Here is a 22,430-nt window from a genome sequence, read left to right on the forward strand (position 1 = left end):
CCGGGGCGACGCGGCGCGCGATCTCTATTTCGAGATCGAGAACCTGGTGGGCACCCGGTTCGACGACCGGCTGACCGGCAATTCCGGGCGCAACCAGCTGTCTGGGCTGGAAGGCGACGATTTCCTGTTCGGCTACGAGGATGTGGATTACCTCAAGGGCGGCGCCGGCAATGACACGATCGACGGCGGCACCGGCTCGGATTACGCGCTGTTCGACGGCGACCGGGCCGAATACACCCTGACCCGCACCGCCGACAACGCGGTCACCGTTCGCGGCCCCGACGGCACCGACCACCTGATCGACGTCGAGTATTTCCGCTTCGACGACGGAGACGTCCGCATCTGGGACCTGACGATCTGACAGGGCGGCTGCGCTCAGAACAGCGCGGCCAGTTCCATCACATCCGGCGGCGTTGCCGGCCAGTTGCCATCGGCGCAGGCGGCCCGCATCGCCTGGATCCAGGTCAGCCCGGCGCGATAGGTCTGCATCTGCGCCGCATCGAGCAGGCCGGCGCTGGCGGCGGCGGCCAGGTTGATCTGTGCGATTTCATCGCAGACCGCGAAGATCCGCATCCGGCATTCCGCCTTGCGGTCCTGCAACAGGATCTGCTGTTGCAGCGCGGCCTTGTCCTCGGTGGTGACGACGCGCGAAAAGTCGATATTTGCCATGCTCTCAGGCCTCCATTTCATCTGCGGGGTCTCCCGAAAGCGGGACCCGGCCATCCCCGGCCTCGACCGGGGCGGGAAACAGCCGCTCCGGGGTCGCATCGGCCCCATGCGGCAAGATCAGCGTCAGGTGGATCACGCCCCCGATCCGCTCCACATCCGATGTCAGCCAGTCGCAGCTGACCGCATCGCGGGGCAGCACCGCCCCCTCGGGCAGAGCGAAAAAATCGAACTCCTCGCCATTGATCGTCAGGACATCGCCCTGTTTGACAAGCTCCAGCCGGTCGTCCCGGCGCATCGGGGTGAATGAAATATGCATCTTCGCTTCGTCCTTGAGGCATGCGCTCGGACGCGGGACCGGGCATGCGATATCCAGAGGGTTGGAGGGTGGGGCGTGAAGCAGCGTTTGACCGCCGCTAGGTCCAGCGTCCGACCGCGATCAGGGAGATGCCCGCCGATGTGCCGTTGCCATCCTTGTCCCAGACCCGGATGGAGGCATCCTGATAGCTCGAGGACAGGCCGGTGACGATCCGGGCGACGGACACGCTGGTCGAGGTTCCGGTGATGCTGATCGTGGCCTGGCCGCCGCCAAAGACCGCCGGAAAGATCCAGGTTTCCACCCCCGGACCGATCACCCAGTTACGGCGCCAGCAGATCTGGGTGCCATCGGCAAAGCGGGTGTAATAGCCGTTGGCATTCTCACCGTGTTCGAGCACCGCGCCGGTCGGCGCCGTTCCGGTCCCCGATACGGTTCCGACCACGTTGCCGGTGTCGATCACCCGGCGCCAGGTTCCGACCACGCCACCCTGCTTGCCGCCCCACCACAGGGCCTGATCCGGCACCTTGGGAATGGCCAGGGCCACGGCCTCGCCCGCCTGCCGCGCAAGCTTGGCCACATACCAGTCGCCTGACGCGGGTGTGTCGGCGGCCCCGGCATTTGCGACCGGACGCGCGAAATGGAACCCGGTCCGCACCCCGTCGGCAAAGACATCGCCGCTCAGGTCCGGCAGGTGCGCCCCAAGACCGAAACCGCCAACCGTGATCACGCGCCCCGGCGTGCTGTCCTGGGCATCGGCCTGTACCGCGGTTCCGGTCAGCGGCGCATCCAGCTGCAACGCGCTGTCCGACAGCGTGGCCCGGACGGACTCGGACGGGGCCAGGCTGATGGTCCCGGTTCCCGGATCCAGCCGCAGCGTCTCGGACCAGTTGCTGCCATCGGCGCTGGTCTTGATCGCAAAGGCGGTATCGCCTGCCAGCCCCATCTCCGCATGTCCGGTCCAGTCGGACTGGAACAGCAGGCTCGCCGTATCCCCGGCAGATGCCTTGTTGATCTTGAGCTGATGTCCCGCACCCGCATGGGTAAAGAGGCTGCCGGCCGAGGCCACGGCCAGACGGTTGCCGGCATCGGCGGTCGTGGCAACGCCGACCAGATCGGCATTCTGTATCTGGTCCAGTTCGGCGCTCCAGCCGCTGTCGGTATGGACATGCGCCTTCTGAGAGCTCAGGTCATAGGCCCGCCAGCCCTCCGCGGGAAGAATGAACTGCCAGCTGCTTCCGTCCCACAGCGCCAGCTTGCCCTGCTCGCCGGCCCAGGCCCCGGTCGGGCCCGCCCCCAGCGCATGGATATCCCCCGCGGCGGGGTCGGCGGGCGGGGTTTCCGACCCGATCGCCACGACAGTCAGCTGCGCCAGGGCATCCAGCCTTTGCAGGGCTTCGTTGTGAGTGACATGTTTCTGAGCCTGCGACGGTTGCAGATAGGGCAAGCTCAGTCGCGGTGATGTGTCGGGCATGGGCGCATCCTACGTCTCTGATCTGGCGCCGGACTATGCAGGTCAGATTTCAAAGAAACGCCAATGCACCGGTCGCAACCACGCTCAAGGACGCAACACCCGCGGGGAACCCAATATGCCGCGCGACCGCAAACAGCACTGGACTTTCGCCACGACTATTTGCGATGCATGGGGCGCACCCCTTGGACGAGATCAGCAGCCAGGTTCCCGATCCGCCATGATGTCAAACACATCTCCCTCTTTGGAACGGCCCGAAATCTGTATCCTGCTGGCGGTCTATCAGGGGGCCCCCTATCTGCAGACACAGCTGAACAGCTTTGTCGCCCAGACCCATCGCAACTGGTCCCTGATCGCCTCCGATGACGGATCGTCGGATGACAGCCCCGCGATCCTGGAACGGTTCAGAGAGGCGCATGGCACCCACCGGATCAGCCTGCTGCAGGGGCCGGGCAAAGGGTTTGCCCGCAACTTTCTGTTTCTGCTGCGCAAGACCCCGCCAGAGACCGCCTTTGCGGCCCTGTCCGACCAGGATGACATCTGGTTCCCGCACAAGCTGGACCGCGCCGTCCGTCTGCTGTCCGAGCTGCCACCGGGCCAGCCGGGGCTTTATTGCGCGCGCACGATGATCTGCGCCGAAAACCTGGCCCCCATCGGCCTGTCCCAACAGTTCCGCCATGCGCCCGATTTCAGGAACGCGCTGGTGCAGTCGATCGGCGGCGGCAATACGATGGTGCTCAATCACGCGGCGCTGGCCCTGGTGCAGGAAACGCTGGACGAGACCACCGCCCCCGTGGCGCATGACTGGTGGCTCTACCAGATCATCACCGGCTGCGGCGGGCAGGTCATCTACGACCCCGAGCCGATCCTGTCCTATCGCCAGCACGGCGACAACCAGATCGGCGCGAACCTGTCGCTGCGGGCCAAGCTGTTGCGGTTTCTGGCGCTGGCGCAGGGGCGTTTTCAGGACTGGAACGAAATCGGCCTGCAAGCACTCGAGAAATCCGTGCACCGGTTCACACCGCAGGCCCGGGAAACGCTCGATCATTACAAGGCCGCGCGCAGCGGCCCGATCCTGCAACGCCTGAAATCCCTGAAAGACTCCGGTGCCTATCGTCAGAGCGCGGCCGGCACCATCGCGCTCTATATCGCCTGTCTGCTCAACCGGATCTGAGCATCGCCGCAAGGCGACCGATGCCCGGCGACAGCCGGCCCCCGGCAAGGGGCCGCGCCGGTTCACAACAGAAATGTCCGGTTGCCGCGGTCCTGACGGACAGGCTCTAGCCGACGGCGCTCAGCGGCTGGTGCTGCGGCGCATAGGTCGCGGCCTCTATCTCGTTGACGATCGACTGCATCACACCGTTCAGCAGCCCCTCGTCCTCGCTCTCGCCCATTACCCGGATCAGCGGTTCGGTGCCCGATTTGCGGATCAGCAGACGGCCCTTCTTCTGCAACTGGGCATTGCCCTGGGTGATCGCCTGCTGCACGGTCAGCTGTTCCAGCGGTGCGGTCCCGGGCTTGATCTTGATGTTGCGCAGCATTTGCGGAACCGGTTCGAACTGACGGCAGATCTCGCTTGCCTTGCGCCCGCTTTCCTGCAGCGCGGCCAGAACCTGCAGCCCCGCGACCAGGCCATCCCCGGTGGTGGCATAATCGGTCAGCACGATATGGCCGGATTGCTCTCCGCCCATGTTGAAGCCGCCGGCCCGCATCTTCTCGACCACGTAGCGATCCCCGACCGGGGTCCGCTCCAGCCGCAGGCCATGCCGGTGCATGTGCCGCTCCAGCCCCAGGTTGGACATCACCGTGGCCACCAGCGTCTTGTTCCTCAGCCGGCTCGTCGCCGCCCAACTGGTGGCCAGCAAGGCCATGATCTGATCACCATCGACCACGGCGCCGGTCTCGTCGATGATCGACACCCGGTCGGCATCGCCGTCCAGGCAGATACCCACATCGGCCTTGTGCTCCAGCACCGCCCGCGCGGCCCGCGCCGGAGAGGTCGACCCGCAATCCTCGTTGATGTTGTAGCCGTTCGGCGTGACCCCGATCGGGATCACCTCGGCACCCAGTTCCCACAGGACTTCCGGCGCGATCTTGTAGGCGGCGCCATTGGCGCAATCGAGCACGACCTTCAGACCATCCAGGCGCACCCGTTCCGCCAGGGTGGTCTTGACATATTCCACATAGCGGCTGACCGCATCGTTGAGGCGGGTGACGCGTCCGACATATTCGGCATCGACCAGGGGCAGGTCGCGCATCATCAGCTCTTCGATCTCGGCTTCGGCCTGATCGTTCAGCTTGTAGCCATCGGGGCCAAAGAACTTGATCCCGTTATCGTAATGCGGGTTGTGCGAGGCCGAGATCATCACCCCGATATCCGCCCGCATCGAGGGCGTCAGACGGCCCACCGCCGGCGTGGGCATCGGCCCCAGCGCGAACACATCCATGCCTGCGGCGGTGAACCCCGCGGTCAGGGCGTTTTCCAGCATGTAGCAGGACCGCCGCGTATCCTTGCCGATCACCACCCGGTGACGCTTGTGGTCGCGGCCGAAATAATGCCCGACCGCTGTCGCGAGGTGAACAATGGTTGCGGCAGTCATGGGATAAACATTTGCGCGGCCACGCACGCCATCGGTACCGAAAATCTTGCGGTTCATAACAAAAATTCCTTTGATCCAGCTCTTGCAACAAGATCTGACAGTCTATTAACGATAATTATCCGGGTTGTTTGGCACAACGCGTCATGCGTCGTGTATCTTCTTGCCCCCCAGCACTCATGATCCAAAACACCATATTATTCTACACACTTTTTTACGTGACCAAACATAAAGTTTCCACCCCTGGACACAGCAGGGCACCTATCGGCGGATTCACGCGACTTCTGATCATTCGATGGGCACATGTCACCGGGGCCGCTTGGCATCCGTAACGGTCCGACCCCCTAAAGCTTCAACAACCGTTCCGCGCAGCACTCCAGATCGTGACATGCCACCATCCGGGACAAGTCCGCGCGCCGGGCCGGTTCATCCGCATCGGTTGCAAAGGCGATCACCCCGGCGATGGCATCTTCCATCCGCTCATGGACATACCCGTCAAACAGGGACCGCGCGCCGGGCCAGTCATGAACCACCGGCAAACAGCCCGAGGCCATGCCCTCGATCACCGCAGTATGGCAGCCTTCGGTGTCGGAACTGGACAGGATGGTCCCGATGCCGCGATACCATTCCTCCATGTCCGGGCCAGCCGGGTCGAACCGGATCGCCCCGGCCAGATCCGGATCCGCGAAAATGCGCGCGAACTGGGCCTCGAACCGGGCGCGGGTGTCGTCCTGCCGGCTCCAGACCCATTCGATCTCCCATGGCATGGCGCTGCGCACCGCCAGCTGGAACCGGGGGTCGCGGGCCCGCAGGGCCACCAGAAAGTCGATGGCCCGGTCAAAGCGCTTGTGCTCGAACGGGTTGATCCCCACCAGGCCCAGGGTAAAGCGCGCCTCGGGCAGCTTGGGGCGCTGCAATTCATGCCAGTCGATATATTGCGGCATCACATGCACCCGTTCGGGCGCCACGCCGAACCGCGTCACCATCAGGTCGCGGAAATACTCCGACACCACGATCAGCGCGTCGACATTGTCCCACTGCACCCGTTCGGGAAAATCCCGGAAGGCCTCGAACCGGTGCAGCCTGACAAGCAGCCGGGTGCCCGGACGCTTGTTGTGGCTGTGCCAGACGGCGTTTTCGCAGCACCATTCGCACAGGACCGTATCCACATCGGCGGGCACATGCGGCTGCCCCGAGGGCTTGACGCTGCTGGCCCAGGTCTCCCAGCTCAGCCGGATACCCGGATCGGCCAGCAGCCGGTCGGTCATCTGGCGCAGGAATTTCCGCTCGTGGGTGGCGATCAGGATATGGCGCGGCGCGGGGCTCAGGCTGACGCCCGGCCGCCCATGCCCGCGGATCGCGCGCCCCAGCTTGGCGGCCAGCGCCGGAGCCGAGAACCGCCCGGCGATCTGCAAGGCGCGGTCGCGGGCCAGATCATGGGTCGGGGTGCCCCGCTGCTGCACGATCCCGCGGATCCGCGCGACGATATCGCCCTGCGAGATATCGACAAGATAGGGATAATCCGCGCCGAACAGCGACCGGTTGAACTCGCTGTCGTTCAGGATCGGCGGCACCCCCATGGCGCAGAACTCGACAATCTTGGTCGAGATCTCGATCACGTCGTCATAGCGGTTGTGACGCAGGCAAAAGGCGAAATCGGCCCCTGCCATCAGCGCCTTGGCCTGCACATGCGGCAGGTTCGAATGCAACTCGACATGCGCAAGATCGCCCTGGGCGACCCGGGCGCGCAGCCGGTCCATCCCGGCAAAGAAATCGGGATGCGCCTTGCGGCGGGTATCCTTGCCGGCGATCAGGCGCAGGCGGACCTCGCCCTCGGTGGGGGGACGGGTCTCGAGATCGGCGCAGAGATCGAGCAGCCAGTCGAGACCGTATTGCAGATCGATCTTGCCCGAATAGCACAGCGTCGCCGGCCCATCGCGCCGGGCCTCGGGCGCGTCCTCCTGGAACACCACGGGTGGGACCGCATGCACCACATGGGCGGGATAATCCGAAAGCGTTTCAAGCGCCCGTTTGGCGGTTTCGCTCTGCACCACGACCGGCATCCGCCGCTGTCGCCCGAACTGCACCCATTCGGGTTCGGGCTGGGTGACATCCGGGATCGCATTGGGCGCATAGCCCACGATCCGGTCGCAAAAGGCCGGCTCGTCCAGCAGCCGGGTCAAGAGTTCGGTACCGCGCACGAAGATCCGGTCATAGGCGCCGTGCCGCGCCTCCCAGGCCAACACGATCCCGGGCAGATCCGCGATATCGAGCCCGCCTTCGGCCAGCGGTCCGGGCCGCCCCGCCGCCGCGCAAAGCGCCTCTGCATCGCGCAGGGTGATCCCGGCGGGCAGCTCATCCGCCAGCAGCCGGGTGGTCAGCCTGTGCCGCAGCAACAGGTCGGTGTCGAAATCCGGTTGCAGCGCCAGCAGCTTGCAGGTGTTCAACAACCAGATCGTCGAGCCGTCGATCAGGTTGAAATTCTGCTCGGCCAGAACCGCAACCCTCATTGTGCCGCCTCCCGGATATCGGCCTGCCCTTCTTCGGGCAGAACCTCTTCGAAGACCGCGCTCACCGTGCGATAGAGCGGTGCCTGCCCCCGCCGCACCGGCCCGGTGACCTGCAAACGCCAGCCACGGGCCACCGCGATCCGGCAGGCATCCATGATCTGCCGGTTCAGGCGCATGTTCTGCATCGACCACAATCCGTCCCACTCACCGGGTGCCTCCTGCAACCCGCACCAGTCGATGATGAAATGTCCCACCGGCCCGGTGGCCAGCTCGGCCAGCAGCGTGTTCCGGGTCAGACGCCGCAGCTCGCGCCCGGCCAGATGGGCGCAGGGTCCGATCGCGGCGATCGGCCCCGCCAGGACCATATCCCTGAGCGCCGCCTGCGGCACGCTGGCCAGGTCGAAACCGGGCACGCCGCCCGCCAGATTCCTGTCGCCCGTTTCCGGGGCCAGGGGCAACGCCGGCACCGACCGGGCGACGCGTTGCAGATGCCGCGAGATCGGGGCCACCCGGCGCGACCAGAGCAGTTCGGCCGCCAGCGGCTGCGTCCGCGCCGGATGCGCGCCCGTTTCCAGCATCCACTTCACCTGCCCGGCCAGGGTCTCGATATCGCCCTCGGGGAACAGGACCGCGTGAATGTCGCCTGCGATCTCGGCCAGCGGGGCGATATCGCTCATGAAGACCGGCAGCCCATGGCTGGCGGCGGAATAGGGTTTGAGCGGAGCGACCAGTTCGGTCACCGCATGACAGCGGCGCGGCATGATCATGGCATCGGCCAGAGCGTAATACGCGGCCATCCGCTGCTGCGGCACCCGGGGCACCAGATGCAGATGACCGGCAACGCCCAGCGACTGGGCCAGCGCCTTGATCCGGCTCTCGGTCCCTGTCTCGCCAGCACTGTCGATCAGCCCCTTGGCGGCACCCGACCCCACGATCATCATGGCCACATCCACCCCGTCCTGGCGCAGCCGCGCCAGCAGGTGGATCAGGTCCTCGCTGCCCTCATATGCACTCAGCGACCCGAAATAGCCCAGCAGATGGCGCGCGCCGCAGCCGATACTCTCCCGCGTCACCTCGCCGGCCGCGCCCCGGCTCTGAGCCGTCAGCGCCGATACCCCGTTCGGCACCAGCTCGATCCGGTCACCCGGCACGCCCTGCCGCACCATCTCGTCCCGCATGGCCGCGTTCAGGGTGAACACCGCCTCGGCCCGCTGCGCCACGCGCAACTCGTTGCGGCGGTCCCGCTCATAGTCTTCGGTCCGCTCATACCCCGGCTCGCACACGGCGCGCGACAATTCCCAGAATCCGCGCTGCTCGTAGAAGAACGGCACCCCCCAGCGGCGGGCCGCGTTCTGGGCGGGTTCTCCGGTCTGCCAGTTCGATGCCGCCATCACCGCGGCGGGGCGAAATATCCCAAAGGCCTCCATCAGCCCTCGTTCAGCACCGCGCATCCGGTCGCGAAAGCCCCGACCCACCCCCGCGGGCATCGGCAGGAACACATAGCGCACGCCATCGATGACCTGTTCGGGAGAAATCCGCCGGCGCCGGGAAAACCCGTCGATATCCCAGGGACGGCCCGGGCGGTTGATCACCACCACATCATGCCCCAGCTGACCCAGCGCACGCGCCACCTCATGGGTGCGCACCGCATAGCCATTGCTGGAATAGGGGTAGCTGTGACTGACCACATAGGCCAGACGATCCGGCAGTTTCCAGGATGAATTGGCCATCCCTATCCCTCGGACAACATGCCGGGACGGATGGCGCGCTGCTCTTGCCAGCCGACCGTCAGGTAATGCCACAGGGGATTCAGACCGCTGGCGGCGATATCCGGATAGGTCCGCAGATAGAACATCGTGTTGAAATGCGGGCCCGGATCGCGCCCCTCGCGGGCGCCATGTTCCAGGAAATGCGCAACCGGATCGACGCCCGCCGTGCGCACATCCGGGTTGCGGCGCAGATACCAGGGCGCATCGAACAGGCCGCAATCGCGGATCGCCCGTGCCTGATAGCGGCGGCGGTACCCGCCATGCAGGCGCATCAGCGCCCGGGGACCCGGACCCGGCCGGCCCGGACTGCGGCAGATCACCGGATGCATGGCGCCCAGGGCGCCAACCTGCTGCTTGAGATCCTGCTGGGACAGGTAAAGGCGTTCAATGGTGCGCTGCATCTCGGCCAGGATCGCCGGAACAGGCGCAGCCGAACCGGGCCCGTGTTTCGAAGGCGTCATCTCATTCTTCCGTCAATCAACTTCGACACAGGTCAAAACCCCTGAAACCCGAGGTTAAATGACCTTGATTTTCCGCGATGTAAAGTGTGACTGTCCCCATTCCACCCTCTTGCGTTGCCGCGGAGTCCCCCGCCATGACCCGGTGCAAACCCGCCTTTTTCGACCCGGACTGGTACCTGCGCTGCTATCCGGATGTGGCCGCCTCCGGCATCGACCCCCTGCGCCATTACCTGCGCCACGGGCGCCGCGAAGGGCGTCTGCCCTGCGCGGTCTTCGCGGCAACCCGCGAACGGGACCGGCGCCTGGGGTTGCTCGAGGCCGGCCCCCGCGACCTCCGGGCGCTCGCCGCCCATGGCGCACCGGCAGAGCGCGCCTGGGCCCGGATCGCGCAGGCGCGCGAGGCCGCCCGGCACGGAAACTGGGCCGAGGCCGAGGTCCTGCTGCGCCCGCTCGACCCCGAGACAGAACTGATCGGCGGCTTCTGCCTGCCCGATCCGGCCCTGCTTGCGATCGAGGCCGCCCTGGCCACCGGAGACCGGGACCGGGCCGGGACCCTGTTGCGGGTCGCGCGGCACCTGTTGGGCGGGTTCCCCGATCTGCATCTGGCCGCGGCCAATCTGACCGCGGCCCGCGGCGGGCATGGCCTCGGCTGGCGCTGGCGGATGCAGATACTGTTCGCCCGCGCCGGGCTGGGCGGGGTGCGGGTGGCGCCGGGGGATGCTCCGGCCTTCGACAGGCTGCACCGCACGGGCCCTGCCCTGCCCCGCCGTGGTGGTCCGCTGGTCAGCGTGCTGATGCCCGCCCGGGATGCGGGGGCAACCATCGGCACCGCCCTGCGCAGCCTGCGGGACCAGAGCTGGCAGGCACTGGAAATCCTGGTGATCGACAATGGCTCGCGGGATGACACCGCCGCGATCGTGCGTCGCCATGCGGCCGGAGATCCCCGGGTCCGCCTGCTGGACGGCAGTGCCGAACCGGGGGCCTATCCGGCCCGCAACATCGGGCTGGCCGCCGCGCGCGGCGCTTTCGTCACCGTGCTGGACGCCGACGACTGGGCCCATCCCGCCCGCATCGCCCGGCAGGCCGGGGCCCTGCTGCGGGATCCGAACCGGATGGCCAGCATCTCGCACTGGGTACGCGCAACGCCCGATCTGCGCTTTACCCGCTGGTGGGGCGATGCGGGATATGTGCATCGCAACATCTCCTCGCTGATGATCCGGGCCGAGTTGCGCGACACCTTGGGATATTGGGACCGTGTCCGGGCCGGAGCCGATACCGAATATTACGAGCGCATCCTGGCCCTGCACGGGGCCGAGTCCATTGCCGAGGTCTCACCCGGGCTGCCGCTCTCCTTCGGGCGCAGCCATCCGGGGTCGCTGACCCGCAACAGCGAAACCGGCCTGCACAGCCAGCATGCGGGACCCCGCCATAACTATCGCATGGCCGCCCGGCGCTGGCACCACCGGATGCGCGAGGACGGCGCCCTGCCCCTGCCCCGCCTGCCCGACCGGCGCCCATTCCCGGCCCCCACCGCCCTGGCCCTGACCAACACAGCCACCGAAGAGACCGCCCTGCCGCCGCAATTCGACGCCGCCTGGTATCTACGCAGCTATCCCGACCTGCGCGCCCGGGACCTGGAGCCCTGGTCCCATTACCGCGATCAGGGCGCCGCCGAGGGCCGCGACCCCGGCCCGGATTTCAGCACCACCGGCTATCGCATGGCGCAGGGGCTGCAAGAGGGGGACGGCCCGCCGCTCGCCCATTATCTGCGGGTGGGGGCCGCCGCCGGGGCCGACCCCACGCCGGTCTTTGCGGGCGCTCTGCCACCCCCCGCCCCGGGCAAGGCGCTGCTGTTCTTCGGGCACCAGGCCCGGGCCCGGATCTTTGGCGCCGAACGCAGCCTGCTCGATGTGCTCGACCGGGCCGTGGCGGCGGGCTTCACCCCCTCGCTGGTACTGCCGAACCTGGAGAACGAAAACTATCTGGCCGCCCTGCGTCCGCGCCTGCACCGGCTGCATGTGCTGCCGTTCGGATGGCTGTTCGGCGGCGTGGCGCCACATCCCCGCACCCTTGAACGGCTGACCCGGCTGATCCGGGACAGCGGCGCGGTCGAGCTGCACCAGAACACCCTGGTGCTGGACGCCCCCCTGCGCGCGGCCCACGCCGCCGGGGTGCCCACGGTGGTGCATGTGCGCGAACTCCCGGCCCAGGATCCGCGCCTCTGCCTCGATCTGGGGCTCGGCGCGGCGGAATTGCGGACCTATATGCTGGAGCTCGGGGACCGTTTCATCGCCAACTCGCAGGCAGTGATCGACTGGCTCGACCTGCCCGCGACCCGCGTGGCCCTGCTGCCCAACCGGGTGGATTCGGCCCTGGCAGAGCTGCCCTTTGCCCCGCAGGGCCACATCCGCGTTGCGCTCATCGGCAGCCTGAGCGCCCGCAAGGGCGTCGCGGATGCGGTGGCGATCGCGCGCGCCTGCGCGACCCTGCCAGCCCAATTCCTGCTGATCGGCCCCGACAGCACCGATCTCGCCGCACTGGCCCCCCTGCCCCGCAACATGCGTCACGCGGGATATTGCCCCGACCCGGCCGCCGCCCTGGCCCAGGCCGATATCGTGCTCAGCCTGTCTCATTTCGCCGAAAGCTTCGGGCGCACCGTGCTCGAGGCGCTGACCGCCGGGCGCCCGGTGGTCTGTTACGACCTCGGCACGCCGCCGGACCTGCTGGGCGACAGCGGTGCCGGACAGGTGGTGCCCGCCGGCGATACCGCCGCCGCCGCCCGCGCCCTGCGCGGCCTGGTCTCCGACCCCGACCGGCTGCGGGCGATGTCCCAAGCCGCCCGCGCGCGGGGCGCCGCATTGCAGGAGCAGGCGGCGGGAATATCGAATTCAACCCTCTTCGCACGCGCCTCCACAACAAGATAGTCCGTCCTGCGGGGCGCTTGGCGATTGCATTCAATCCTGAAGTTGATAACCAAAACACGCTCGCGCAACCGCCAGTCCAAAGGGTCCCCGCCGTGAAAATCCTCGTCGTCTTCGGAACCCGCCCGGAAGCCATCAAGATGGCCCCGGTGATCGGACAGCTACGGCAGCGCCCCGATGTCCGGGTCGATATCTGCGTCACCGCGCAACACCGGCAGATGCTGGATCAGGTGCTCGACCTGTTCGACATCCGCCCCGATCTGGATCTGAACCTGATGCGCGAGGGCCAGAGCCTGACCGATATCACCACCGGCGTCCTGCAGGCGCTGCGCGCGCCCCTGGCCGAGGGCGGCTATGACCGGGTTCTGGTGCATGGCGACACCACCACCGCCCTCGCCGCGGCGCTGGCCGCCTTCTATGCCCGGATCCCCGTGGGCCATGTCGAGGCCGGGCTGCGCACCGGCAATATTCACGCCCCCTGGCCCGAAGAGATGAACCGCCAGATGATCGGGCGCCTGGCCTCGCTGCATTTCGCCCCGACCGCGACCGCGCGCGACAATCTTCTTGCCGAGAACGTGGCCGACGACACCATCCATGTCACCGGCAATACCGTGATCGACGCCCTGCAGCAGGTGGTCGCCCGGATCGAGGCCACGCCCGATCTGGACAACCACCTCCGTCAGCAGTTCGATTTCCTGTCCCCCGACAGGCCGCTGATCCTGGTCACCGGTCACCGGCGCGAGAATTTCGGCCCCGGTTTCGAAGACATCTGCACCGCCCTGCGCCAGATCGTCGAGCAAAGCCCGGCGCAGATCGTCTATCCGGTGCATCTCAATCCCAATGTACAGGGACCGGTGACCCGGATTCTCGGTGGCGTCGAGAATATCCACCTGATCCCGCCACAGGACTATCTGCCCTTTGTCTGGCTGATGCACCGGTCGCGGCTGGTGATCACCGATTCCGGCGGCATTCAGGAAGAGGCGCCCGCCCTGGGCAAACCGGTTCTGGTCATGCGCGAGACCACCGAGCGGCCCGAAGCGGTCGCGGCGGGCACGGTGCGCCTGGTCGGGACCGGCAGCGACCGGATCCGCACCGAGGCGCTGCGTCTTCTGACCGACCCGGCCGCCTATGCGGCCATGGCCCAGGCCCGCAGCCCCTATGGCGATGGCCACGCCGCCGCCCGGATCGCGGCGCATCTGGCCGCTTGAACCATTCCCGGACACTTATTCACAAGGAACTCGAGACAGAATGTTCGACCGAATTTCCATGATAGGTCTCGGCTATATCGGCCTGCCCACAGCCGCGGTTTTTGCCGCCTATGGCAACCGGGTGATCGGCGTCGATGTCTCTGCCCATGTGGTGGATACGGTCAATGCCGGACAGATTCACATCGTCGAACCCGAACTGGACGGGATCGTGCACAAGGCCGTCAACGACGGCAATCTGCACGCCACCCTGACCCCGGAACCGGCCGACGCGTTCATCATCTCGGTTCCGACCCCGTTCCGGGGCGAGTTCCAGCCCGATCTGAAATATATCGAGGACGCGGCCCACAGCATCGCCCCGGTGCTGGCGCCGGGCAATCTGGTGATCCTGGAAAGCACCTCGCCGGTGGGCGCCACCCGCCAGCTGGCCGAATGGCTGGCCGCGGCCCGTCCCGATCTGAGCTTTCCGCAACAGGCCGGAGACGCCGCCGACATCCAGATCGCCCATTGCCCCGAACGGGTCCTGCCCGGCCATGTGGTGCGCGAACTGGTCGAGAACGACCGCATCATCGGCGGCATGAGCGCCCGCGCCTCGGAGATGGCCATCGCGCTTTACAAGCTGGTGGTGCAGGGCGACTGCATCGCCACCAGCGCCGAAACCGCCGAGATGTGCAAGCTGGTGGAAAACAGCTCGCGCGATGTCCAGATCGCCTTTGCCAACGAGCTGTCGATGATCTGTGACCGGTTCGGCATCGACGTGTGGGAACTGATCGCGCTGGCCAATCGCCATCCCCGCGTCAATATCCTGCAGCCCGGCCCTGGGGTCGGCGGCCATTGCATCGCCGTCGATCCCTGGTTCATCGTCGCCTCGGCCCCCGAAGAGGCGCAGCTGATCCGCGCCGCCCGCGAACGCAACAACGCCAAGCCCGGCTGGGTGCTGGACAAGGGCAAGGCCGCCATCCTCGAGGTGCTGGCCGAGGCCCCCGAACGCGCGATGTCCGATATCCGGGTTGCCTGCCTGGGCCTGGCCTTCAAGCCCGATATCGACGATCTGCGCAAAAGCCCCGCACTTGAGATCACCCGCGCCTTTGGCCAGCTCGGCTGCCAGGTGCTGGCGGTGGAACCCCATATCAAGACCCTGCCCGCGGATCTGTCGGATCTGCCCATTGTCCTGACCGACCTTCAGCAGGCCCTGGATCAGGCCGATCTAATCTGTATCCTGGTGCGCCACAGCGCCTTTGCCGGGGTGCCCGCCCGCCTGCCGGCAACGGCCCGCCTGCTGGATACCGTGGGCCTGTGTGCCGCCCGGCAGGGAAAGTGAACGCGGCCCGCGCCGGGCACCGAACGCGCGGGATCAGTATCCCAGGCCAAAACGCAGCGCGGCACCGGCCCCGCCCAGCCGGTGCCGGTGCCGTATGGCATAAAGCATCCGTATGACCGGCGCCCGGATCCCGAAGACCCGCCGCAACAGGGCCTGCCGGGCCACCAGCAACCTGTCATCCATCCAGTCGTCGCCGGTGCTTTCATGGGGGTGCGAACCGGTCACGATCGGCACCGACTGCCCGCGCAGGCGGGCCTTAAGCATATCGCTCACAAAGGCGTATTCCTCGCCCACCGGGTAACGGGCCCCGATCCCGAAATTGGGATCGAACCAGATCCCAGCCCGCATCACCCTGCGGCGCCTGACCAACAGCTCGGGGGCGCAGATCCGGCCCGAATTGAACAGGCCCAGGCGCCGGATCCCGGCCCGTCGACCGCAGCGCGGCAGGCGCTCGCGCCGCCAGCCCGCCGCAAAGGTCAGGCGCGGATTGGCCACAAGCAGGTCGCGCAGGGCCAGGATGCCTTGCGGGTCCAGCACCAGATCATCATCCGAAAACAGCACGAACGCCCCGTCCGCCAGGGCCAGCGCCGCATTACGGCTGTAGGACAGGCCCACCGTTTCCAGCGTCTCGAACCGGACATCCCCGCGCGCCTGCAGCGCGGTGGTCACCGTCTTGCCCGGACGCTGGATCAGCACCAGATAGGAGATGCCCGCCATCTGCGGCGGCAGGCTCAGGCCGCCCACGCGCGACCCCAGCGTGGAAATCGCCACGGTCACGCCGGTCCCGGTCCCCTCCGTTTCGGCTGCCCTGACCCCAGCCCGCATCATCACCCCCGTATCAGCCGCCTGACCAGATGGTTCGACAAGCACCATGCCGCCTGGGGCGCCGACAGCCCGGCATGATCCCGGTACAGGCGCCAGGTCGCGCCGAGCGCCCGGAACCGCTTGGCCGACAAGGAGCCCGGCGTTCGGTGATATTCGGCAAGCGGCAGGTCCAGGCCCAGGGCAGGTTCCTTCCGGCTCAGCAAATCCAGCCAGAGGGCATAATCCTGCCGCATCGGCAAATCCGGCATCTCGACCGTACCATAGACCTCGCGGTCATAGATAGCCGTGAGGCATCCGATCACATTGCCCCGCAACAGCTGCGCCCGCGTCACCGAACCCGGCACATTCACCTGCCACCGCCGACCGGCCGCGATCCGCCAGAAACCGGTATAGCTGAGCCCCGCGCCGTGTTCGGTCATGAACGCCAGCTGGCGTTCCAGCTTTTCCGGCACCCAGGCGTCATCGGCATCGAGAAACGCGATGAACCGGCCGCGCGCCGCCGCCAGGGCCCGGTTCCGGGCCGTCGCCGGACCGCCGTTGCGGGCCTGGGCCATGACCGTGATGCGCGGATCCCCCGCCGCCAGCGCGCGGGCGATGGCCAGGGTGTCGTCCGTCGACCCGTCATCGACGACCAGCATCTCCCAATCCCGCAGGCTCTGCGCCTGTACCGAGGCGACCGCGCGCGGCAGCACCGCGGCCGCATTATATGCCGGCGTGATCACGGAAACGCGGGGAAAGGGAGACATGTTCACTCGGATGCTCTTCAATGGCTGGCGCGGTCGACAGGTCGCCAACCGGGCAGATGGCCGGGCAATCGCCGAGATGTACAGAACATGCAAGTCGTCATGAGGTGAGTTGGCATAAAATCCCTTGACAACGCAAGCGCAAGCCCGCCAAACCGGACAGCATCGTCAACAACCACCTTGCACAAACGAAATTTCTGTAACAATAGCTGCAACCCGGGCTCCTGCCCCGGCGACCCTAAATGTTGGCTTGGGCTCGAGGCGAACCACTGTTATCAGACACTCAAAATTCAGAATCGAATGGAAACTATTATATGCTGAACAATAAGCGCATCTTGGTAACCGGCGGCACAGGCTCTTTTGGCACCCGTTTCATCAGCAGGGTTCTGCAGGACTACGACCCCTCGGCCGTCATCGTCTACAGCCGTGACGAACTCAAGCAGTTCGAAATGCAACAGAAATTCCCCGGCGAACATCGCATCCGCTATTTCATCGGCGACGTGCGCGACGAACGCCGGATGATGGAAGCGATGGAAGGCGTCGACTATGTCGTGCACGCCGCCGCGCTCAAGCAGGTTCCCGCCGCCGAATACAACCCGATCGAATGTATCCGCACCAATATCACCGGTGCCGAGAACGTCACCCGGGCGGCCATCGCCAACAACGTCAAGAAGGTCGTGGCCCTGTCCACCGACAAGGCAGCCAAGCCGATCAACCTCTACGGCGCCACCAAGCTGGTGTCGGACAAGCTGTTCGTTTCGGCCAACAACACCGTCGGCTCGCGCGACACCCGTTTCTGTGTCGTCCGCTACGGCAACGTGGTCGGCTCGCGCGGCTCGGTGATCCCGTTCTTCCATCGCATGATCGAGGAAGGCACCGATCACCTGCCGATCACCGACGAGCGCATGACCCGTTTCTGGATCACCCTCGACCAGGGCGTCGATTTCGTCCTGAAATCCTTCGAGCGCATGTGGGGCGGCGAGATCTTCGTGCCGCGCATCCCCTCGACCAAGATCACCGACCTGGCCACCGCCATGGCCCCCGATCTGGAACAGCGTGTCGTCGGCATCCGCCCCGGCGAGAAGCTGCACGAGGTGATGTGCCCCGAAGAGGACGCGCACCAGACCTATCAGTTCGACGAGTTCTTCTCGATCATCCCGACCATCAAGTTCACCGATCTCGACGTCGACTTCTCGGTCACCCGCCTGGGTGAAAAAGGCACGCCGACCGGCCCGGATTTCGAATACAACTCGGGCACCAACCCGGTGTTCCTGAACCAGGAAGAGATCATCGACCTCCTCGAAAAGACCGGGTTCGCAAAATGATACCTTACGGTCGGCAGTGGATCACGGACGAGGATATCGCCTCGGTCGTGGACGTGCTGACATCGGACTTCCTGACCCAGGGCCCTGCGGTCGGGAGGTTCGAGGACAGCATCAAGGCCGCGTGCAACATTCCCCACGCCATCGCGGTCAACAGCGCGACTTCGGCCCTGCATATCGCATGCCTGGGCCTGGGTCTGGAACCGGGCAAGCGCCTGTGGACCTCTCCCAACAGCTTCGTGGCCTCGTCCAATGTGGGGCTGCTCTGCGGGGCCGAGGTCAATTTCGTCGACATCGACCTCGACACCCTGTGCATGTGCCCCGACAAGCTGGCCCAGGCGCTGGCCGAGGCCGAGGCGGCGGGCACCCTGCCCCATATCGTGATCCCGGTGCATTTCGGCGGCCAGTCCTGTGACATGAAGGCCATTCACGCCCTGTCGCAGAAATACGGCTTCCACATCATCGAGGATGCCTCGCATGCGATCGGCGCCAGCTATGACGGTGGCCCGGTCGGCGATTGCCGCTATTCGGATGCCTGCGTCTTCTCGTTTCACCCGGTCAAGATCGTCACCACCGCCGAAGGCGGCGTGGTCACCACCGCCTCCGGCGATCTGGCGACCCGTCTGGACCTGCTGCGCTCGCACGGGGTGACCCGGCAGCCCGACCTGATGACCCGCGAGGGCGACGGTCCCTGGTATTACCAGCAGGTGGAGCTGGGGCTGAACTATCGGATCACCGATATGCAGGCCGCGCTCGGCGCAAGCCAGATGACCCGGCTGACCGAGTTCGTGGATATCCGCCATGCCCGGGCCGAGGCCTATGACGCCGCCTTTGCCGACATGGCCGTGCGGATCCAGAAGCGCGAGGCCGAGAACCGCTCGGCGCTGCACCTCTATCCGATCCACCTGGCCGAGGACGGCCCCGACCGCGCCGCCCTGCGCCTGCGCCTGTTCGAGTTCCTGCGGGAACACGGGGTGGGCGTGAACGTGCATTACATCCCGATCCACACGCAGCCCTATTACCAGGGGCTGGGCTTCCGCGAGGGCCAGTTCCCCAATGCCGAGCACTATTATGCCGGCGCCCTGTCGCTGCCGCTGCATCCGCAGCTCAGCGATGCGGACCAGGCCCATGTGATCGCCATGGTCCGGGACGGTCTGAAAGAGATTGGCCAGAGCTGACCCTTCGGGGTCGGCTCCTGCCGCCAATCGCACCTGTCTTTTCAGCGGCCCGCCCGCCACCCTCCGCGGGCGCGCCAACCCGAGGATTTCATGAAGATCGCCCTTCTCCCCGCCCGCGGCGGCAGCAAGCGCATCCCGCGCAAGAACATCCGCGAATTCGGCGGCAAGCCGATGATCGCCTGGCCGGTCGAAGCCGCCCGCGCCTCGGGCCTGTTCGACCACGTGATCGTCTCGACCGATGACGCCGAGATTGCCGATGTGGCCCGCGCCGCGGGGGCCGAGGTGCCCTTCATGCGCCCCGACAATCTGGCCGATGATTTCAGCCCGACCCGGGTGGTGATCAACCATGCCATCCGCGCCATGGAAGACATCCACGGCCGCCCGGTCGAGATGGCCTGCTGCATCTACGCCACCGCCGCCTTCGTACGCCCCGAGGATCTGCGCGCCGCCCATGCCACGCTGACCGAGCGCGACGACACCCGCTTCGTCTTCGCCGCCGCCACCTTTGCGCATCCGGCGCAGCGGGCCATGGTCGAGACCGGCCAGGGCGGGGTCGAGATGCTGTTCCCCGAACATGCAAAGACCCGCAGCCAGGATCTGGCGGAAACCTTTCACGACGCGGGCATGTTCTACTGGGGCCGGCGTGACGCGTTCATCGACGACCACCCGATGTTCGGCTCGCAATCCCGCCCGCATATCATGCCGCGCGCCCGCACCCAGGACATCGACACGCCCGAGGACTGGGAGTTTGCCGAGGCGCTGTTCAGGTTACTCTGATCAGGTCCCGGACCGGCCTCTGCCGGGCGCAGGAACAGGAGACGCTCCATGGATCAGGACCCTTCGGATGACGCGCGGTTCGACGCCGGGTACCAGGCCTGGCTGAAAGACAATCCGGGCAAGCGGTTCTCGAAATATTTCGAGGCCGTCTATGTGCCGAAGATCGACCGGGGCGTCGCGCATGACAGCCTGGGTCAGAACCTGAAACACGCCGATTGGCGCGAGATGGGCAAGGGGCCTTTCAAGCTGATCAACCGGATCCATGATGCCCTCACCGGCAGCACCGGGGGTCTGCCGCAGGACATGACGGTTTGCGATTTCGGCTGCGGCACCCTGCGGGTCGGCGCCCATGTCATGGCCCACCTGGCGCCGGGGCGCTATATCGGCCTGGATATCGCACAGGCGCTGATCGACAATGGCAGCGCGGCCTGGGCCGATCGGGTCGCAGACCGGCAGCCGCTGCTGGGCACTTTCGAGACCACCCTGGACGCCGCCATCGCCGCCGCGCCGGACCTGGTCTTCGCCTTCAACGTGGCCTGTCACATCCATCCCGACGAAGAGGCGGTCTTCTTCGAGCGGATCAAGTCGCTGCTGCACAAACCGGGCGCGCGCGTGTTCCTGCATGTGATCGAAAACGACAAAACACTGCGCTATCAGGAATCCGGCTGGGCACATCCGCGGGCCTATTACATCGCGCAGATGCACCCGCTGAAATTGCGGCCGCACCCGCTGGAATTCCTCAAGACCGTGGAAAAGCCACCTCATGAGATGGCTGCTACCGTGCTGGTGTTTGAACGGGCCTGATCAGGTTCCGGTCTAGGGTTTTGCCCCCGGTTTCGCAGCGGATTTGCGTCTTGTCGCTGTTTTCGTGCGCGCCGAGGCTTGCCGCTTTGCCACAGTTTTCGTACCTGCAGTGGCTTGCCGCTTTGCCGCCGATTTCACCTCCACGGCGGGTTGCGGCGTTTCCGTGGGCGTTGCCTCCGTAGCAGGTTGCTGCTTTGTCTCCACGGCCGGTTGCGGTTTCGCCTTCGCGGAAGAGCTCCGCCTTGTGGTGGGTTTCGCCTTCGTGGCCGCGCGCCGCTTTGCGGCAGGCTTCGGCGCGGGTTTCGGTTTTGCTTTGACTTCGGCCGCCAGCAAGGCCTCGACCTTTTCCAGATGATCGCGATAGGTTGCTTTGTCCGGCTCACGCCGCACGGCACGCTGCAGAAAGACCCGGGCCTGTCTCAAATCGCCATCGACACGATAGGTGAGCGCAAGCGAGACAAGCGTACGCACATGCCCGGGCTGTTTCTCCAGGATGCCGTGGCAGATCGCCTTGGCCCGGTCGGCCCCCCTAGTACGCCGCAGAGCCAAGCATAACAGCAACAGAAGGTCGACATCCTCACCAGCCCCAATCAGCGCCTGCGACAGGATCGGCACCGCCTCTTCCGGGCGGTCCTGCCGCAAGACGGCTTCCCCCAGCAGGGCCTGGGCCGCCTCTCCATTGGGATAAGTTCGAAGCGCCGAGCGCGTCAGAGTTTCCACCGCGGCCCAATCCGGTTTCTTCTTGCGCGCCTCCAGCAACGCCGCGAAACCCTGCTCCACATATCCCTCTGCCAGTAGCGCCCGACCGGTTCCTTCCCTGACCTTGACGCTTTTGCCGTCGATGAAATCGCGCAACATCGGGCCCAGCCGGGCTTGGCGCGACAGGAAGGTCGGCATGATATGGCCGCCACCCACCATCGAGATCGCATTGACCCGGGTGACCTGCATCAGATCCTGCGCCGCCTTGAGATCGGGCAGATCGCGCTCTCCCACGATCAGTGTCAGATTCGGCGGCGCCTCCTGCACCAGCGGGCGCAGGTCGGGGTATGTGGCCGGTTGTGTGCCGGTGAAATGCGCCGCGCTCTGCGATTGGGGGGCATCCAGCACAACATCGGTGGAAAAGGCCAGGATATCGGCGCCAAGCGCGGCCCCGTAGCGGATCGCCGCATAGCCGCCCATCGAGGTTCCGACCATGTAGATCCTGGACGCCTGCAACACATCCCGCCAGCGCGCCAGCAGGTCGATGAATGCCGCGTCGCTGTCGGCGAAACCGGGGATCCCGTATTGATACCAGTGGTTCTCGCCATTGTTGAAGAAGAACCTGTGCGCCTTCAACTCGCGCCCCTGCTGAAAGAAGTTGAAGGTTCCCGCCAGCAGATCCTTGGCCCCGAAGAAGACCACCATCGGGCGAGAGGCTCCACCCTCCATAGGCAGGATGTGGTGGCAGGGACCGGACAGGCTCGACGGATAGGAGACGAGACCTGTCACAGAAAACCTCTCGGATTATCATAAAGTCCAATCATGCGATCACATCTCCCAAATTT

Annotated in this window: 19 protein-coding genes; 9 read left to right on the forward strand and 10 right to left on the reverse strand. The window is 66.1% G+C overall.

The window, feature by feature from the left end; translation table 11 throughout:
- On the forward strand, positions 1-361 hold a 361-nt coding region (locus tag AC2FNA_RS20655), incomplete at its 5' end, for a calcium-binding protein (protein WP_496829799.1).
- 14 nt (positions 362-375) lie between these two features.
- Here AC2FNA_RS20655 and AC2FNA_RS20660 read toward each other — a convergent pair.
- The 3 genes from AC2FNA_RS20660 to AC2FNA_RS20670 all read right to left on the reverse strand — a co-directional run bounded on the left by AC2FNA_RS20660 (position 376) and on the right by AC2FNA_RS20670 (position 2,456).
- Positions 376-669 carry a hypothetical protein gene (locus tag AC2FNA_RS20660; protein WP_496829801.1) on the reverse strand — a complete coding sequence of 98 codons (294 nt, stop codon included), beginning with the start codon at positions 667-669 and terminating at the stop codon, positions 376-378.
- Between the two features lie 4 nt (positions 670-673).
- Positions 674-985: a hypothetical protein gene (locus AC2FNA_RS20665; RefSeq protein WP_496829803.1), complete on the reverse strand. Its 312-nt coding sequence runs from the start codon at positions 983-985 to the stop codon at positions 674-676.
- A 97-nt stretch (positions 986-1,082) separates the two neighbouring features.
- Positions 1,083-2,456, reverse strand: coding sequence for a DUF2793 domain-containing protein (locus tag AC2FNA_RS20670; protein ID WP_496829805.1), 1,374 nt, complete (start codon positions 2,454-2,456; stop codon positions 1,083-1,085).
- A 220-nt stretch (positions 2,457-2,676) separates the two neighbouring features.
- On the opposite strand from AC2FNA_RS20670, the gene AC2FNA_RS20675 reads away from it, so the two are divergent.
- Positions 2,677-3,627 carry a glycosyltransferase gene (locus AC2FNA_RS20675; protein WP_496829806.1) on the forward strand — a complete coding sequence of 317 codons (951 nt, stop codon included), beginning with the start codon at positions 2,677-2,679 and terminating at the stop codon, positions 3,625-3,627.
- Positions 3,628-3,733: 106 nt separating this feature from the next.
- On the opposite strand, the gene glmM is transcribed toward AC2FNA_RS20675, so the two are convergent.
- From glmM to AC2FNA_RS20695, 4 genes are all read right to left on the reverse strand, one after another.
- On the reverse strand, positions 3,734-5,110 hold the full coding sequence (gene glmM / locus AC2FNA_RS20680; RefSeq protein WP_496829808.1) for a phosphoglucosamine mutase: 1,377 nt from the start codon (positions 5,108-5,110) through the stop codon (positions 3,734-3,736).
- 284 nt (positions 5,111-5,394) lie between these two features.
- Positions 5,395-7,560, reverse strand: a complete 2,166-nt coding sequence (locus AC2FNA_RS20685; RefSeq protein WP_496829810.1) for a glycosyltransferase family 4 protein — start codon at positions 7,558-7,560, stop codon at positions 5,395-5,397.
- Positions 7,557-9,290 carry a glycosyltransferase gene (locus AC2FNA_RS20690; protein ID WP_496829812.1) on the reverse strand — a complete coding sequence of 578 codons (1,734 nt, stop codon included), beginning with the start codon at positions 9,288-9,290 and terminating at the stop codon, positions 7,557-7,559. Before AC2FNA_RS20690 ends, AC2FNA_RS20685 begins: the two co-directional genes overlap by 4 nt.
- A 2-nt stretch (positions 9,291-9,292) precedes the next feature.
- Positions 9,293-9,790 carry a hypothetical protein gene (locus AC2FNA_RS20695; protein WP_496829814.1) on the reverse strand — a complete coding sequence of 166 codons (498 nt, stop codon included), beginning with the start codon at positions 9,788-9,790 and terminating at the stop codon, positions 9,293-9,295.
- 134 nt (positions 9,791-9,924) lie between these two features.
- Here AC2FNA_RS20695 and AC2FNA_RS20700 point away from each other — a divergent pair, with 134 nt between their 5' ends.
- From AC2FNA_RS20700 to wecC, 3 genes are all read left to right on the forward strand, one after another.
- Positions 9,925-12,714, forward strand: a complete 2,790-nt coding sequence (locus AC2FNA_RS20700) for a glycosyltransferase (protein ID WP_496829816.1) — start codon at positions 9,925-9,927, stop codon at positions 12,712-12,714.
- A gap of 92 nt (positions 12,715-12,806) precedes the next feature.
- A complete protein-coding gene (gene wecB / locus AC2FNA_RS20705; RefSeq protein ID WP_496829818.1) occupies positions 12,807-13,919 on the forward strand; it encodes a non-hydrolyzing UDP-N-acetylglucosamine 2-epimerase in 1,113 nt (370 codons plus the stop codon).
- Positions 13,920-13,959: 40 nt separating this feature from the next.
- Positions 13,960-15,237 (forward strand): UDP-N-acetyl-D-mannosamine dehydrogenase, encoded by a 1,278-nt coding sequence (wecC, locus tag AC2FNA_RS20710; RefSeq protein WP_496829820.1) that lies wholly within the window; start codon positions 13,960-13,962, stop codon positions 15,235-15,237.
- Between the two features lie 33 nt (positions 15,238-15,270).
- Here wecC and AC2FNA_RS20715 read toward each other — a convergent pair whose 3' ends face one another.
- Together AC2FNA_RS20715 and AC2FNA_RS20720 are read right to left on the reverse strand one after the other, a co-directional pair.
- Positions 15,271-16,065, reverse strand: a complete 795-nt coding sequence (locus tag AC2FNA_RS20715; RefSeq protein ID WP_496829822.1) for a glycosyltransferase family 2 protein — start codon at positions 16,063-16,065, stop codon at positions 15,271-15,273.
- On the reverse strand, positions 16,065-16,784 hold the full coding sequence (locus tag AC2FNA_RS20720; protein ID WP_496829824.1) for a glycosyltransferase family 2 protein: 720 nt from the start codon (positions 16,782-16,784) through the stop codon (positions 16,065-16,067). The genes AC2FNA_RS20715 and AC2FNA_RS20720 overlap by 1 nt, the downstream gene beginning before the upstream one ends.
- A gap of 335 nt (positions 16,785-17,119) precedes the next feature.
- Between AC2FNA_RS20720 and pseB the strand changes: the two genes are divergently transcribed.
- The 4 genes from pseB to AC2FNA_RS20740 all read left to right on the forward strand — a co-directional run bounded on the left by pseB (position 17,120) and on the right by AC2FNA_RS20740 (position 20,886).
- On the forward strand, positions 17,120-18,130 hold the full coding sequence (pseB, locus tag AC2FNA_RS20725; RefSeq protein WP_234145720.1) for a UDP-N-acetylglucosamine 4,6-dehydratase (inverting): 1,011 nt from the start codon (positions 17,120-17,122) through the stop codon (positions 18,128-18,130).
- Entirely contained in the window at positions 18,127-19,305 is a 1,179-nt protein-coding gene (gene pseC / locus AC2FNA_RS20730) for a UDP-4-amino-4,6-dideoxy-N-acetyl-beta-L-altrosamine transaminase (protein ID WP_496829826.1), read from the forward strand. Before pseB ends, pseC begins: the two co-directional genes overlap by 4 nt.
- A gap of 90 nt (positions 19,306-19,395) precedes the next feature.
- Positions 19,396-20,082 carry a pseudaminic acid cytidylyltransferase gene (gene pseF / locus AC2FNA_RS20735; RefSeq protein ID WP_496829828.1) on the forward strand — a complete coding sequence of 229 codons (687 nt, stop codon included), beginning with the start codon at positions 19,396-19,398 and terminating at the stop codon, positions 20,080-20,082.
- 48 nt (positions 20,083-20,130) lie between these two features.
- The gene (locus AC2FNA_RS20740) at positions 20,131-20,886 is read left to right on the forward strand and encodes a class I SAM-dependent methyltransferase (RefSeq protein WP_496829830.1); all 756 of its coding nucleotides are present in this window, start codon (positions 20,131-20,133) and stop codon (positions 20,884-20,886) included.
- 12 nt (positions 20,887-20,898) lie between these two features.
- On the opposite strand, the gene AC2FNA_RS20745 is transcribed toward AC2FNA_RS20740, so the two are convergent.
- On the reverse strand, positions 20,899-22,374 hold the full coding sequence (locus AC2FNA_RS20745; RefSeq protein ID WP_496829832.1) for an alpha/beta fold hydrolase: 1,476 nt from the start codon (positions 22,372-22,374) through the stop codon (positions 20,899-20,901).
- Positions 22,375-22,430 lie beyond the last annotated feature (56 nt).

The organism is Ruegeria sp. YKSD163, from assembly GCF_059612905.1.